General features: G+C 39.7%; 11 protein-coding genes. 7 read left to right on the top strand and 4 right to left on the bottom strand.

Annotated elements, in window-relative coordinates; translation table 11 throughout:
* Positions 1 to 25: 25 nt before the first annotated feature.
* Positions 26 to 934 (bottom strand): TetR/AcrR family transcriptional regulator, encoded by a 909-nt coding sequence (locus MKX47_RS13880; protein ID WP_340775238.1) that lies wholly within the window; start codon positions 932 to 934, stop codon positions 26 to 28.
* 167 nt (positions 935 to 1,101) lie between these two features.
* Between MKX47_RS13880 and MKX47_RS13875 the strand changes: the two genes are divergently transcribed.
* Together MKX47_RS13875 and MKX47_RS13870 are read left to right on the top strand one after the other, a co-directional pair.
* Positions 1,102 to 2,628, top strand: coding sequence for an MDR family MFS transporter (locus tag MKX47_RS13875; protein ID WP_340775235.1), 1,527 nt, complete (start codon positions 1,102 to 1,104; stop codon positions 2,626 to 2,628).
* Positions 2,629 to 2,723: 95 nt separating this feature from the next.
* Positions 2,724 to 3,095 carry a VOC family protein gene (locus MKX47_RS13870; protein ID WP_340775232.1) on the top strand — a complete coding sequence of 124 codons (372 nt, stop codon included), beginning with the start codon at positions 2,724 to 2,726 and terminating at the stop codon, positions 3,093 to 3,095.
* Between the two features lie 33 nt (positions 3,096 to 3,128).
* On the opposite strand, the gene rnhC is transcribed toward MKX47_RS13870, so the two are convergent.
* On the bottom strand, positions 3,129 to 4,064 hold the full coding sequence (gene rnhC / locus MKX47_RS13865) for a ribonuclease HIII (protein WP_340775231.1): 936 nt from the start codon (positions 4,062 to 4,064) through the stop codon (positions 3,129 to 3,131).
* Between the two features lie 249 nt (positions 4,065 to 4,313).
* Here rnhC and zapA point away from each other — a divergent pair, with 249 nt between their 5' ends.
* The 5 genes from zapA to MKX47_RS13840 all read left to right on the top strand — a co-directional run bounded on the left by zapA (position 4,314) and on the right by MKX47_RS13840 (position 9,787).
* Positions 4,314 to 4,574: a cell division protein ZapA gene (gene zapA, locus MKX47_RS13860; protein ID WP_340775230.1), complete on the top strand. Its 261-nt coding sequence runs from the start codon at positions 4,314 to 4,316 to the stop codon at positions 4,572 to 4,574.
* 5 nt (positions 4,575 to 4,579) lie between these two features.
* Positions 4,580 to 5,119: a CvpA family protein gene (locus MKX47_RS13855; RefSeq protein ID WP_340775228.1), complete on the top strand. Its 540-nt coding sequence runs from the start codon at positions 4,580 to 4,582 to the stop codon at positions 5,117 to 5,119.
* Between the two features lie 89 nt (positions 5,120 to 5,208).
* Positions 5,209 to 6,918: a DNA polymerase/3'-5' exonuclease PolX gene (polX, locus tag MKX47_RS13850; RefSeq protein WP_340775225.1), complete on the top strand. Its 1,710-nt coding sequence runs from the start codon at positions 5,209 to 5,211 to the stop codon at positions 6,916 to 6,918.
* A gap of 21 nt (positions 6,919 to 6,939) precedes the next feature.
* Positions 6,940 to 9,303 (top strand): endonuclease MutS2, encoded by a 2,364-nt coding sequence (locus tag MKX47_RS13845; RefSeq protein ID WP_340775221.1) that lies wholly within the window; start codon positions 6,940 to 6,942, stop codon positions 9,301 to 9,303.
* A gap of 70 nt (positions 9,304 to 9,373) precedes the next feature.
* Positions 9,374 to 9,787 (top strand): DUF350 domain-containing protein, encoded by a 414-nt coding sequence (locus MKX47_RS13840; protein WP_340775219.1) that lies wholly within the window; start codon positions 9,374 to 9,376, stop codon positions 9,785 to 9,787.
* 207 nt (positions 9,788 to 9,994) lie between these two features.
* Here the strand turns inward: MKX47_RS13840 and MKX47_RS13835 are convergent, their stop codons facing one another.
* A complete protein-coding gene (locus MKX47_RS13835; RefSeq protein ID WP_340775218.1) occupies positions 9,995 to 12,574 on the bottom strand; it encodes an AAA family ATPase in 2,580 nt (859 codons plus the stop codon).
* The gene (locus MKX47_RS13830) at positions 12,564 to 13,853 is read right to left on the bottom strand and encodes a methyltransferase domain-containing protein (protein ID WP_340775216.1); all 1,290 of its coding nucleotides are present in this window, start codon (positions 13,851 to 13,853) and stop codon (positions 12,564 to 12,566) included. Before MKX47_RS13830 ends, MKX47_RS13835 begins: the two co-directional genes overlap by 11 nt.
* Positions 13,854 to 13,932: the final 79 nt, after the last annotated feature.

Below are 13,932 nucleotides of genomic sequence, written 5' to 3'. Positions count from 1 at the left end.
ATTTTCATATAAGTTTAATTGTTGATTATTTGGATTGTTGTTCGGCATCTTGTGTATTTTTAACAAAAAACCAGATCATGTTAGCAAGCTCAATTGCCTCTGCTTCGTGTAACGTATTCGAAAAGGCTTCGCGGAATGGTTTTAATAAAGCTTCAATCACTGCATTGCGCAAAGTTTTTCTTTGTATTTCTTCCGTTAGACTTTGCGTGAATTGACTTCCCTTTTCATGGTCATCGTCATAAGCTAACTCTGCTTGGAAGCCCGTGAGTTTTTCAATCACCATTTCCTTTGTAACTGACTGATAATACGTATTTTCCTCAATCAATTGTAGTGAGTTGGATGCGATGAAAATATCGTTTGTCTGTATCATTTCCGGTAAAATCGCTTTAATATCACGAAAGGCGACGATGACGGTTTTCTTTAAGTCAACGGCAACGCCATACAGTGTGTGATAAGTCATAGATAAATGTTGCACAATCCCAAAAAAGATAATCGATAATTCGAGTGTATAGGGTCTCGTGTGCTCACCAAAAATATCAATAAGTCGATTCGATAGCCATTCGATTTCTAAAAAACGATAACGCATTAGCGTATCACGAAGTTCGGTATCATTGGATTGAAAAATGCCTTCAAAAATGGATACTAAATTTTGCTTTTTGTTCAATTGCATGAGAATAAAAATTTGTTCAATTAATACATTTTCATCAGACGGATCATTTCCATGTAATAGTTCGTGTCGTCGTAAACTGGCTTCATAGCGTACCTGCTCTAAAATGGCGATGAAGCATTCATTTTTGGAAGAAAAATAATTATAAAATGTTCCTTTAGAAATGAGTGCGTGATTTAAAATATCTTGAATGGACGTATTGTGAAATCCTTTTTCAATAAATAATTGTAAAGCGGAATCGAGTACTTGTCTTTTTCGTTGATTCATCGTAAGCCTCCGAATTTTTTCTACCGTTATTTTACGTGCTAAATTATAGGATAGCAATAAAATGGACTTGCGGTATAAAATTGTTGATATTTTTGGACTGTGAGTATAAAATAATTCGAGTATAAAAATATAAATTAATTTTAGAAGAAAAAGAGGGGTTTATGAGTATGAATAACACGCAAGACGTCAAAATCTTTAAAAAACCTCCTTATTTAATGATCGCGGTATTATTTGTGGGGGCATTCGTAGCGTTTTTAAATAACACATTATTAAACGTCGCACTTCCATCGATAATGGTGGCATTTGATATTGAGGATTACTCCACCGTACAATGGCTAGCAACGGGCTATATGTTAGTAAGTGGGATACTTGTACCAGCATCGGCTTATTTAATTACTAAATTTAAAACGCGTCCATTATTTATTATTTCAATGACAATTTTCGTTATTGGTACAGCGTTAGCCGCATTTGCACCATCATTTGAATTGTTATTAGCGGGTCGTATGATTCAAGCAGCAGGGGCAGCAACAATGTCTCCCATTTTAATGAATGTGATGTTAATTAGTTTCCCAGTTGAAAAACGAGGAACAGCAATGGGGATTTTCGGTCTTGTTATGGTATTAGCGCCAGCAATAGGACCGACTTTATCAGGTTGGATTGTTGAACACTACGACTGGAGCGTATTGTTCAAAATGATTTTACCAATCGCGATTATTGCTTTATTATTAGCAATTTGGAAGGCAGAGGATGTACTGCCAAATCGTCCTGCAAAAATTGATTTATTTTCCGTAGTCTTATCGACAATTGGATTTGGCGGGCTATTATATGGCTTTAGTACAGCAAGTTCAGCAGGTTGGGGTGCTGTTGAAGTTTGGGGTACGATACTGGTAGGAGCTATTAGTATCGCTTGGTTTGTTACGCGCCAATTCCGATTAGAGGAACCTTTACTTGATTTACGTATTTTCACCTATCCTGCTTATGCACTTGCATCTGTCGTGTCGATGGTATTATCGATTGCGATGTTCTCTGGGATGATTTTAACACCAGCCTACGTTCAAAACGTACGTGGCATTGAGCCATTTGAAGCGGGATTAATGATGCTACCAGGTGCAATTGTGATGGGGATTATGTCACCAATTACAGGAAAGTTGTTCGATAAATTTGGACCGCGTATTCTAGCGGTTACTGGTTTAATCATCGCTACGATTTCAACAGTTGGTTTAGGATACTTAGAAACAGATTCGACATATACCTTTATTATTACGATGTACACGATTCGTATGTTAGGAATTTCAATGGTCATGATGCCAATTATGACGAATGGATTAAACGCATTACCGAACCGTTTAAATCCCCATGGTACGGCAATGAATAACACAGCTCAACAAGTGGCTGGGGCAATTGGTACAGCAGTATTAGTGACGATTTTTAACTCCCATACGAATACACGAGCAGCGGAAATTGTTGCTGATATGAAGGCAAATGCAGATCCAAATGCGGCACAGCCAACAGCAGAGCAATTAGAGCTAATTCAAGGGCAAGTAATGCAACAGGCATTGCTTGATGGGATTACGTACTCATTCTTCGTAGCAGCAGGTATTACAGTTGTCGCCTTAATTTTAGCATTGTTCATTAAGCGTGTGGACATTACACAACGTGATGATTTTATGGGTGCAAAACCACAGGATAAATAAGTAATGAAAAACGGTAGAGTATATGCAACTCTATCGTTTTTTCTTGCGGTAAAATTGGGTATAGTATAAAGGTGAAATGTGAAGGAGTGATGGACATGATTCAGCAATTAGGACAAGTCATGCTTTATGTCAATGACCAAGAGCAAGCGAAAGTATTTTGGACAGAAAAGTTAGGCTTTCAAGTAATTTCAGATGTAGACAATGGGATGCGTATCCTGACAATTGCGCCAACAGAAGAAGTGCAGACGAGCATTGTATTACACGACAAAAAGAAAATACAAAAAATGTCACCAGAATTAAATTTAGGTACGCCTTCTTTAATGTTTTATGCCAATAATTTAGAGGCATTGTATGAAGATTTTAAAGCAAAGGGCATTACAGTTGGTGAGTTGGTCAATATGCCCTTTGGTAAAGTATTTAATTTCTCGGATGATGAGGGAAATTACTTCGCCATTACAGAAAAATAACAAAGAAGAGATGAAGCGCGGTTAGGCGATGCTTCATCCCTTCTTTTTTTGCAGGATTTTTCGTGCTTTTTCCGTATTTGCGAAATGCCATTTTGTCATGGATTTTAATGTTTCTTCTCCGTGCTTCAGCCAAATTTTTGCAGCCATTGCATCCACTTTGCTGCTTGCTCCTTTTTGCAATGGGTAGCCAACCATTTCAGCGAGACGATCCATTTCCTTTAAAAAAGCATAGCGGGCTAATATTGATGCGGTAGCGACAGCGACATGTAGGTTTTCGGCCTTTGTCGAAAATAAGACATGGTCACGAATGATTTCATTTTCATTTTTAATATGGTTGTAATAAATACTGCGCTCGGCAAATTGGTCGATGAGTATATAGTTTGGTTTTTCAGGCTCCATTTTCTTTAACACATGCTTTAATGCCTGATTGTGTAAAAGGGCCTTAATTTTACCCTGTGAGTAGCCGCGCGCTTGAATTTCATTATATTTATCATTGCGCATCGTTAAAATACTATGCGTGCAAACCTGCATTAAGTCAGGTGCTATTTTACGCATATAGTCATCCGTTAATTGCTTGGAATCTTTGACGCCGAGCTCTTGGACAAGGGCAATTTTTTCAGCCGGTACATAAACAGCTGCTACCGTTACAGGACCAAAATAATCGCCTGTCCCTGTTTCGTCAGAGCCGATAACAGACAACCTATCAAAATTAGCTGGGAGTTTGTCACCCTTTGAAGAAGTGTTTTTTGGCTTGATAAGTGTAGCAGTATTAGACCAACGTGTTGCTTCACGTTCAGCGCCTGCCCCTTGAAACATTACTTTTCCCGATTTATAGGCGGTAATAGCGGTATCTGCTAATTTCGCAGCAAAAATAACCCCTGGGGCATGGCGTTCGATTAATGAAGCGTGGTAATATTCCTTAATTTTTTGCTGAATGTCAGCCGATAATTGCAATACAATATTTGTCATAGTAAGTCCTTTCAAATTCATCAGTTAAAATAAGTATAGCTCGAATTGAAAAAAATGTGAAAATAACAAATTGTTTTGTATATTCCCCTATACAATATAGGCATTCGGTTGCGATAATCAAATTGGAAATGATATGATGTACAATATGAAAATGGCATGATTAATATAGAACAGGAATCGGACGTGTAACATATGCGAGCAATCCAGTAGTGGTATTGATAACTGTTTATTCTTTTTGGAGGGGTTATTTTGGCTGAGCAAGAAAAGAATCGTATATCTGTAGAAATCTATGGGCATACATATAAAATGGTAGGAACAGAGTCAACAGGCCATATGAGATTAGTCGCTTCAATCGTTGATGACAAAATGCGTGAAATCAATGGGTTGAACCCGTCATTAGATAGCGCGAAGCTAGCAGTATTAACGGCTGTAAATTCTGTTAATGATTATTTAACATTAAAAGAGCAATATGAAAAATTAGAAGAACAATTGAAACAGTTGAAGGGTTGACATACATGTTAGATTTATTTATTCTTGCAGTCTTTTTTATTAGTTTAATTATAGGAGCCAAGCGTGGTCTTATCGTCCAATTAATCCATATCGGCAGCTTTATAATTGCGCTAGTCGTGGCGATTATTTACTATAAACCGCTCGCCGATAAGTTTGTCCTATGGATTCCATATCCAGGTTTTACCGAAGGCTCGACTATGACGCTCGTGCTAGATTCATTAGATGTCGATCGAACATTTTACCGCGTATTTGCATTTGCACTTATCTTCTTTATTGTGAAAATCGCACTTCAAATTTTAGGCTCGATGTTTGACTTTTTAACGTATTTACCTGTAGTAAATTCGTTAAACTATTTATTAGGTGCTGTATTATGCTTGGTCGAAGCGTATATTATTTTATTTATTGGGCTCTATGTACTGGCCTTATTACCTGTAGAGTCCATTCAGTCGATTATTGATAGCTCGTTCCTGACAGGCCTCATGTTAGAGCATACACCAATTATTACGAGCATGTTCCAAAATTGGTGGTATATTTACAAGAACTAGGTTTCACTAGCAAATGTCATGAGATTGAACATCATGTGAAAGCTTCTCTCGATTTTCGGGAGGAGCTTTCTTTAGAGAGGGGACTTTTGATGAATAAAAAAATTATTATCCGCACATTAGAAAAAATTGCGTTATATATGGAATTACAGGCAGAAAATCCGTTTAAAGTATCGGCGTATCGTAAGGCTGCTGCCGCATTAGAAGCCGATGAACGGAGCTTAAGTGAAATTGATGATATTACCGCAATTAAAGGCATTGGGAAAGGAACAGCCGCCGTTATTTTAGAGCTATTGGAGACAGGCGAATCATCCACATTAAAGGAGTTAGAAGCCATTGTACCAAAAGGGCTGATTCCATTAATGAAATTACCTGGCTTAGGTGGAAAAAAGCTTGCAAAATTATATCAAGAATTAAATATCGTGGATGCAGATTCATTAAAAGCGGCTTGTGAAGCAGGGAAAGTTCGCGAATTAGCAGGCTTTGCGATAAAAACAGAAGAGAAAATATTAAAAGAGCTTGAAAACTTTGGCTCGCGTAAGGAACGTTTACCGATATGGCAATTGGAGCCAGCCGTATTAGAAATCAATGAACTGCTTGCTAGCTTACCCGAAGTTGAAAAATTTTCGGTAGCAGGGAGCTTTCGACGTGTGGCAGAAACGAGTAAGGATATTGATTTCATCGTCGCAACAGAAGCCTATGAAGTTGTACGTGAATCAATTTTAACGCAATTGGTGATTTTAGAAACGATTGCAGCGGGAGATACGAAGGTGTCGGTTATTTTGGATCGTGATGAGCCGGTAAGCGTTGATTTTCGTTTAGTAAAACGTGAGGAGTATGCGACTGCGCTCCATCACTTCACTGGTTCAAAAGATCATAATGTACGTATGCGCCAGCTCGCGAAGTCAATGGGCAAAAAAATTAGTGAATACGGTGTCGAGCAAGAGGATGGCTCGATTAGGACATTTGAAACCGAGGAGCAGTTTTTCGCCCATTTTGATTTACCGTTCATTCCACCGACTGTCCGTGAAAGCGGTAAGGAGCTAGACCGTTTGGCTGAGCTAGATGATCTTGTGCAGCTAGAAGACATCGTATCAGACTTACACATGCATACAACGTGGTCAGATGGCGCCCATTCGGTAGGGGAGATGGGTGAAGCATTGATTGCTAAAGGCTATACGCATGCGGTCATTACCGATCACTCGCAATATTTAAAGGTCGCAAATGGTTTAACTCCAGAGCGGCTACAGCAACAAAAGCTAGATATTGATGCCTTTAATATGGCAAACCCAAATTTCCGCTTATATCGTGGCACTGAAATGGATATTTTACCGGATGGCACACTCGATTTTGATGATGAGGTAATGAAAGATTTAGACTTTGTCATTGCGTCGATCCATTCGAGCTTCACCCAATCACAGGACAAAATTATGGCGCGTTTAAAAACAGCAATCGAAAATCCTTACGTGCATATGATTGCTCATCCAACAGGTCGAATAGTTGGCGAGCGCGGTGGCTATGACCCAGATGTTGCGTTATTAATTGAGTGGGCGGCACAGCATGGCAAAATATTAGAGCTAAATGCCAATCCGTACCGTTTAGATTTATGTATTGAGCATTTGCAGTTGGCGATGGAGAAAAATGTACCAATCGCAATCAATACCGATGCCCATGCAATCGATCAACTGCGCTTCATGGACATTGGTGTCAAATATGCACAAAAAGCTTGGTTAAAGAAAGACTTAATCGTGAATACATGGTCAAAAGCACAATTTGAGGCCTTTATTACGAAACATAAATAATTTTAGCAGGAGGTGTTTTTCATGATCGAACAGCGAGCGTTGAAAACACTAGAATTTGATAAGGTCCGTGAACAAGTCGCGGCATTTTGTACGAACTCCATCGGGAAGCAGGCCATTGATGAGTTGGTACCTGAAACTGATTTTGAAACAGTTATAGAATTATTAGCCGAAATGGATGAAGGCTTAGCCATTTTACGCGTGAAAGGCAATGTCCCGTTAGGCGGTATTTTTGATGTGCGTCCACATGCACGTCGCTCGCAAATTGGTGGCATGCTAAGTCCAATGGAATTAATGGAAATTGCCAGTACGATTCGTGCGAGCCGCATTTTACGTAATTTCATTGAGGATATTGAAGCTGAAAAGGATATCGAAATCCCTCATTTTATCGAGCGAAAAGAGCAAATGCCGGTACTTACAGCTGTACAGCACGAAATTAATGATTGTATTGATGATAACGGAGCAGTGCTTGACTCTGCCAGTACTACACTTCGTTCAATTCGTCAGTCATTACGTTCTGAGGAATCAAAAGTACGTCAAAAGTTAGAGGGCTTAACGCGCGGTTCAAATGCGACCAAAATGCTTTCTGATGCCATTATTACGATTCGAAATGATCGTTTTGTAATTCCAGTAAAACAAGAGTACCGCTCTCATTATGGTGGGATTGTGCACGACCAATCCGCTTCTGGGCAAACATTGTTCATCGAGCCTGAATCGGTTATTCAAGCGAACAATGAAGTGCAGCGCCTAAAGGTAAAAGAAAAAGCAGAAATTGAGCGTATTTTATTAGATTTAACATCCAAGGTTGCGGAAGTAGGACATGATTTATTCGTCTTAGTGCAATTGCTTGGTGAAATTGATGTGATTTTAGCCAAAGGGAAGTATGGCCAAGCAAATAAATGCACGATGCCAAAAATGAACAAGGAAGGTTACACACGCTTAGTACGTGCGCGCCATCCATTATTACCGATTGAGGAAGCAGTGGCTAACACAATCGAATTTGGTCGAGATGTCACGGCAATCGTTATTACAGGTCCAAATACAGGTGGTAAAACGGTCACTTTAAAAACAGTCGGACTTTGTACACTAATGGCACAATCTGGTTTGCCTGTACCTGCGTTAGATGGTTCAGAGCTAGCAGTGTTTGACCAAATTTTTGCGGATATTGGCGATGAACAGTCCATCGAGCAATCGCTATCTACGTTCTCCTCTCATATGGTGAACATCGTGGATATTTTGAGTAAATTTGATGACAAATCACTTGTGCTCTTTGATGAATTAGGTGCGGGCACAGACCCACAAGAAGGTGCAGCATTAGCGATTTCGATTTTAGATGAAGCAGTCGACCGCGGGGCACGCGTGATGGCAACGACACACTATCCTGAATTAAAGGCATATGGCTATAATCGTCCGCTCGTAGTGAATGCCAGCGTGGAATTTGATATTGAGACACTTAGTCCAACCTATCGTTTATTAATCGGTGTACCGGGTCGTTCGAATGCCTTTGAAATTTCTAAGCGCTTAGGGTTAACGAATACGATTATTGACCGTGCGAAATCATTTACAGGCACAGACCGTCATGAAGTAGAGTCGATGATTGCGTCGCTTGAGGAAAGTCGCTTACGTTCAGAACGTGAGGCAGATGAGGCGCATGCATTACTTGAGGAAGCCGCACAAATTCGCGCGGAGCTTGAGGAACGATTACGCATTTATGATGAAAAGAAAGATAATCTAGAGAAAAAGGCCAAAGAAAAAGCGCGTAAGATTGTAGAGGAAGCAAAGCGTGAAGCGGAGCATGTCATCACGGAATTACGCGAAATGAAAAAACTCGCTGCTGCAAATGTGAAGGAGCATGAATTAATCGATGCGAAAAAGCGTTTAGACGAAGCAGCACCGAAAGAAAATAAAGTGCTTCAAAAGGCAGTCGCAGCACGAGAACGTAAACAAAATCTACAAATCGGTGATGAAGTCAAAGTAGTAAGCTATGGTCAAAAAGGAACGATACTTGATCAATCGGGTGATGAGTGGGTTGTTCAAATTGGCATTTTAAAAATGAAGCTACCTGATAGCGATTTAGAATACATCAAGCCAGAAAAAGAACAAGTGAAACGTCCGAGCATGAATGTAAAAAATCGTAATGCACATGTGAAGCTAGAGTTAGATTTACGCGGAGAACGCTATGAAGATGCACTCATTCGCACAGAAAAATATTTAGATGATGCGTTATTAGCGAACTATCCACGCGTATCCATTATTCACGGCAAAGGAACAGGGGCATTGCGTCAAGGGATACAAAGTTTCTTGAAAAATCATAAGCGCGTCAAAACCTATCGTTATGGTGAAGCTGGTGAAGGTGGCTTTGGTGTGACGGTCGTTGAACTAAAATAATAGTTGCTCCTTTTGTAAAATTAGCTCATATTAAGAGTAAGTACAAAATTTGTTAAGGGGGTGCAATGGATTGCTAGCTTCAAGCTTTTGGCGTCATCCTCTCGTTGAAACGGCCGGCTATTTTAGCGTCGTCGTTTTATGTTTATTCGTGGCAATGATTATCTTTGAAATCGTGACGAAATATAAAAACTGGGAAGAAATCAAAAATGGAAATGTTGCGGTGGCATTGGCTACAGGTGGTAAGATTGTCGGCATCTGCAATATTTTTAGATATTCCATCCAGCAACATACATCGTTTGTAGAGATGATTGGTTGGGGACTGTACGGATTTATTTTATTGATCTTTGCTTATTTATTGTTTGAATTTTTAACACCAAAATTCAATGTCGATGAAGAACTTGCTGCAGACAATCGTTCGGTCGGGTTTATTTCATTTACAATTTCATTAGGATTATCATTTGTCATTGGTGCAAGCATATCGTAAGGAGACATTCGATGGAAACGTTATCTAAAATTTTAATTGTCGTATGTGTGCTGTTTTTAGCAGTTGGCATTTATTATATGGCAACAATCTAAAAGAAGAAGCAAACAAACGGGGTATTCGTTTGTTTGCTTCTCGGTGTTGAATGACAGAATATTTTATGAACCCCCTGTGAATTTCGCAGGGGGTTTTTGGTTGATTCCAATCGATTTATAAACGTGGATCGATTGGATCACTTTCTAATGCTAATGTAGCAAGTGCGCATTCGTGAACACGTGTACTACTTTCTAAACCTACAAAGCGTGAAATACCTTCTAAGCCTAATTTAAACTCGAGTAAAGCGTTCTTCATTTTGCGAGAAGGATTACGCTGTTTAAGCCTTTTCATAATGGTTTCATCCGTATAATCCATACCATAGATGATACGTAAATATTCGCGACCACGTACTTTAATAGCGGGTTGTAATAATTTCCCTTTATGGTGAGCTAGGAAATCGAATGGCTTAATCACAATACCCTCATGTCCATTCTCCGTCATGTTCTGCCACCAATTAATGATCTCCTGTTCATCTTGCTCACTTTCGATTAAACGATATTCTGTAGCTATAAATAGCGAGCTATTTTCAGCTAAAAGCGCATTCATTTGCATATGCCAGCTATGAGGCTGATGGAAGTTTGTTGAAGAGCTATGTGCAAGAATATGGAATGGTGCAATTTGAATACCAACTAGCTCATTCGTTGGCCAGCAATAGTTTTTAAAGACTGCATCAAAGCGTACTGCATTTTTATATTTATGTGTATATTCCTCTAGCCAGCTTGTGACGTCTACATGCTCGGTAATTTTAAGCTTTTCGATTAACTTTTGGCGATCCATTACTGCATTTTCGGCGACGGTTTCATATTGTTGATCGATTAAGCGATGCGCCTTTAAATTCCAAGGTAATATTTCGGCGTCCATTAAGACGAAGGTTGTGTTAAATTGCTCGAAATAATTTTTAGCTAGAAGCTCGGCGTGGATTTTTGCCACCATTCGTTGCTGCTGCTCTTGCTCAAAGAAGGCCCGGCCTGTACGTGTGGTAATATAGCCTAGGCTGTCACTATTAATGAGCTCCCTTGCGACCTCTTTATTTTTTGCAATAAAAATAACAGCGCGGCTACCCATATGCTTTTTCTCGGCAATCATTTTTGTAATCCCATTTTTCTTATAGTAATGAAATGCCTCTATAGGATGCTCTAAGTAATCTGCTAATGCCGATGTCTGCGGCGTTGGACTCATCGTCGGTGGGATATAAATCACCTGCTCTAAAGGTAATGTATAGTGTGAAAAAGTATCCATCGCTGCTAATGCATTTTCTTTAGGGATGGTTATTTGCTCATCCTTGCTTGTATGAACCGTAAAGCCATTACTAAATTGCGTCACATTTGGTGGACGAAAGCGTTTATTTTTAGTCTCTATAATAGGGTTGTCTATTGTGCCTGCATAGTTTTCGGATGCTTTTACAGAGACAAATGTTTGCTCAGGATATTGGAATGCAGTAAGCTTGCCACCAAATACAGCACCTTGGTCAATATTAATGGTACGGTTTGCTTTAAACGGTTGCACTTTAACATCATGTCCCCAAATAATGAGTTCGCTCGTTTTATGCTGAGTGAACCAATCCCCACGTACTGGCTTACTTGAGCGATCCGTTTGTTGAATATCTCCATAACGACAAAAATCAGAAATACCTTTCGATTGCTTGCCGATGTAATGGTCCTTGATTCCCGCATGTGTAACAACAGCTTTTGTAATCGTATCTTTCGTTAAAATATAATGTGAGGGTGCCTTTAAAAGCATGCTCGCCAAACGTCCCTTTAGCTCTTCCGCAGCCTCTATGCCATGGACCTTTGTATACTCCGCAAACTCTTGCTCTATAAGCTCATCCCCGTGATTAAGGGCAAGAGTTTGTCCACCTAACCAGCGTGCAATTTTCCATCCGTGGTTGCTGTCGGTCATATAGCTTAGTCCCGCATCGATTTGCTTTAACCAAAATTGCATTGTTTCAATCGATTTCGGACCACGACTCATAATGTCCCCGACAGAAATTAAACGACGGCCAGCTGGATGAACGTATACATCGTTCTGCTGCTCATAGCCAAGCTCCTTCACTAGCATAAGCATTTCATCGTAGCAGCCATGAATATCCCCAATAATATCAAAGCCATTTTCGATTTCTAAAGTAAGCTCATTTGGCTTTCGAATTATTTCAACTTCTTCATCTTGCACCGTAATAATGTTAGCGAACGGCTCCTTTTTAATTGTTTTTAGCTCATATTTCAACGTATTTAATTGCTGCAGCACGCGTTTATGTCCTCGTGAATTTTCACGCAGACTGTCACGAGCGAGTAGCTGATCTTTTGGTGTAGTTAAAATAAGTGCTTGAACTGGCACATGATGACGCTTAGCGATTTCAAAATATTTAGCGCGTTCAAAGCTGCGTAAGTTGGTTGCATCAATAAACGATACTTTATTTAATGTAGCACGCGCCTCTACTATTGTATGGAGCGCATTAAATGCTTGCTCTGAAATGCGTTGATACGCCTCATAAACAATGTCCTCGTTTTCCTTTGCTACAGCTGAAAAATCGATATAATCTACATCCGCAACAAGCTGACGAAAGTAATCTGAGCTTATAATTTCACTTTCAAGCAGCTGACCAGAAGCCACCAATGATTGCAGTAATGTTGTTTTTCCGCTATTAGAAGGCCCGATTAAAAGTACGATGGCTCCGTCTAGAAGTTTAAATTGCATGGGAATCTCTCCTTGTCATGATACACATTTGAGTAGGCGTACCGTATTGCGCATGCAGATCACCGATTCCTTTGAATTGGCAGTCATAGTGGGGTGCTATCTCTTTGCACCACGTTTCAAACTGCTGACGTGTCCATTCAAAGCGATGGTCATCATGGCGCATTTCCTCCAGCTCATATACAGCGTTGTATTCCGCGTTTGGCGTCGTAATAATGACATGCTTTGGTGCATATGTTTGTGTAATTAGCTGCATAATTTGAGGTAATCTTTCCTCCTCAAGATGCTCAATCACCTCGCATAAAATAAAGACGTCTACCCCTGTAAACTCTTTATCCTCATAGTAGAGGGAGCCCCACTTAATAATAGGGGCTGAAGCAAAATGCGTATCTGCAAAGCGCTTCTGCATTTTAGCAAGTGCCTGATTGCTAGGATCTACACTATACAGCTTGGTTAGAGTGTTCATTTGCGCAAGTAGCATCGATAATTTTCCTTCTCCAGCCCCCATATCGATGACCGTTTTAGGATTTAAAGCGGCAACCGTATGTGCAATTGCTTCATAGCGCTGCGTATTTAACGATGGCTTTACAGCTTTTTGCTCATTGTTTTTTGTCATGAACAATTGCTTAAAGCGCAATGCTTTTTTAAAAATGAAATCACGCATTGGATGAGCTTCTAGCCAGCCCTCACCATACTTTTGTAGTCGTTCACGCTCGGCTTCGTCAATAAAATAATGCTTATAGTCATCCATGACAGGAATTAAAATGAATAGTTGCTGTAATGCTTTTTGTAATGTAATGCTGTTTGTGAGCGTCAAAAAGCGAGCGCGTTTAGCAGATGTCATGGCATCAATCGTTACTTCATAGCCCAATGGTTCCCATAAGTTACGAATTTCCTCATCTGTTAAGCTCGAAGAAATTGGACCGAACTCAAACGTAAATGGAAACGCCATGTTTGCATAGGTTAAATAATCGTCCTTAGGCTTGCCGTTAAGCGCTGTGCCTAAAGCTGAGCGAATAAGTGATAAGAAAATAGTACTTACAGCAAATTCGCGGTCATTAATATAGTGGGTGATATCAAACGCTTCATTGTCTTTCACAAGTGCTAGTGAATCCGGCGTAACAAATATGGACGCGTATAATTCGTCATCTGTCATTTGATGATAAACAAATCGAACCGCATGACCTTTTACATGGCGCTCATAAACAGTTGCTGGATTTTTTGCTAGTAAATGAGAAATTGCTTTTGCATGCGGATTTTTTGTATAAATAGATAATTGCATAACGATACCCCTTTCTAAATGTAAGTAATTATCATTAATTGTTTTTATTATCTCACATTGAGCAAATTTACCAACAATA

The sequence above is a fragment of the Solibacillus sp. FSL R7-0668 genome (genome assembly GCF_038006205.1).
Taxonomy (GTDB): Bacteria; Bacillota; Bacilli; order Bacillales_A; family Planococcaceae; genus Solibacillus.
Note: the sequence above shows the minus strand (reverse complement) of the source record. Positions and strands in the feature narration are given on the sequence as shown.

What these genes read in the sequence shown, in the direction of transcription:
- MKX47_RS13835 (WP_340775218.1), bottom strand. Translation starts at nt 12,574, where the DNA reads ATGCAATTTAAACTTCTAGACGGAGCCATCGTACTTTTAATCGGGCCT.
- MKX47_RS13880 (WP_340775238.1), bottom strand. Translation starts at nt 934, where the DNA reads ATGAATCAACGAAAAAGACAAGTACTCGATTCCGCTTTACAATTATTT.
- MKX47_RS13870 (WP_340775232.1), top strand. Translation starts at nt 2,724, where the DNA reads ATGATTCAGCAATTAGGACAAGTCATGCTTTATGTCAATGACCAAGAG.
- MKX47_RS13875 (WP_340775235.1), top strand. Translation starts at nt 1,102, where the DNA reads ATGAATAACACGCAAGACGTCAAAATCTTTAAAAAACCTCCTTATTTA.
- rnhC (WP_340775231.1), bottom strand. Translation starts at nt 4,064, where the DNA reads ATGACAAATATTGTATTGCAATTATCGGCTGACATTCAGCAAAAAATT.
- polX (WP_340775225.1), top strand. Translation starts at nt 5,209, where the DNA reads ATGAATAAAAAAATTATTATCCGCACATTAGAAAAAATTGCGTTATAT.
- MKX47_RS13830 (WP_340775216.1), bottom strand. Translation starts at nt 13,853, where the DNA reads ATGCAATTATCTATTTATACAAAAAATCCGCATGCAAAAGCAATTTCT.
- MKX47_RS13855 (WP_340775228.1), top strand. Translation starts at nt 4,580, where the DNA reads ATGTTAGATTTATTTATTCTTGCAGTCTTTTTTATTAGTTTAATTATA.
- MKX47_RS13845 (WP_340775221.1), top strand. Translation starts at nt 6,940, where the DNA reads ATGATCGAACAGCGAGCGTTGAAAACACTAGAATTTGATAAGGTCCGT.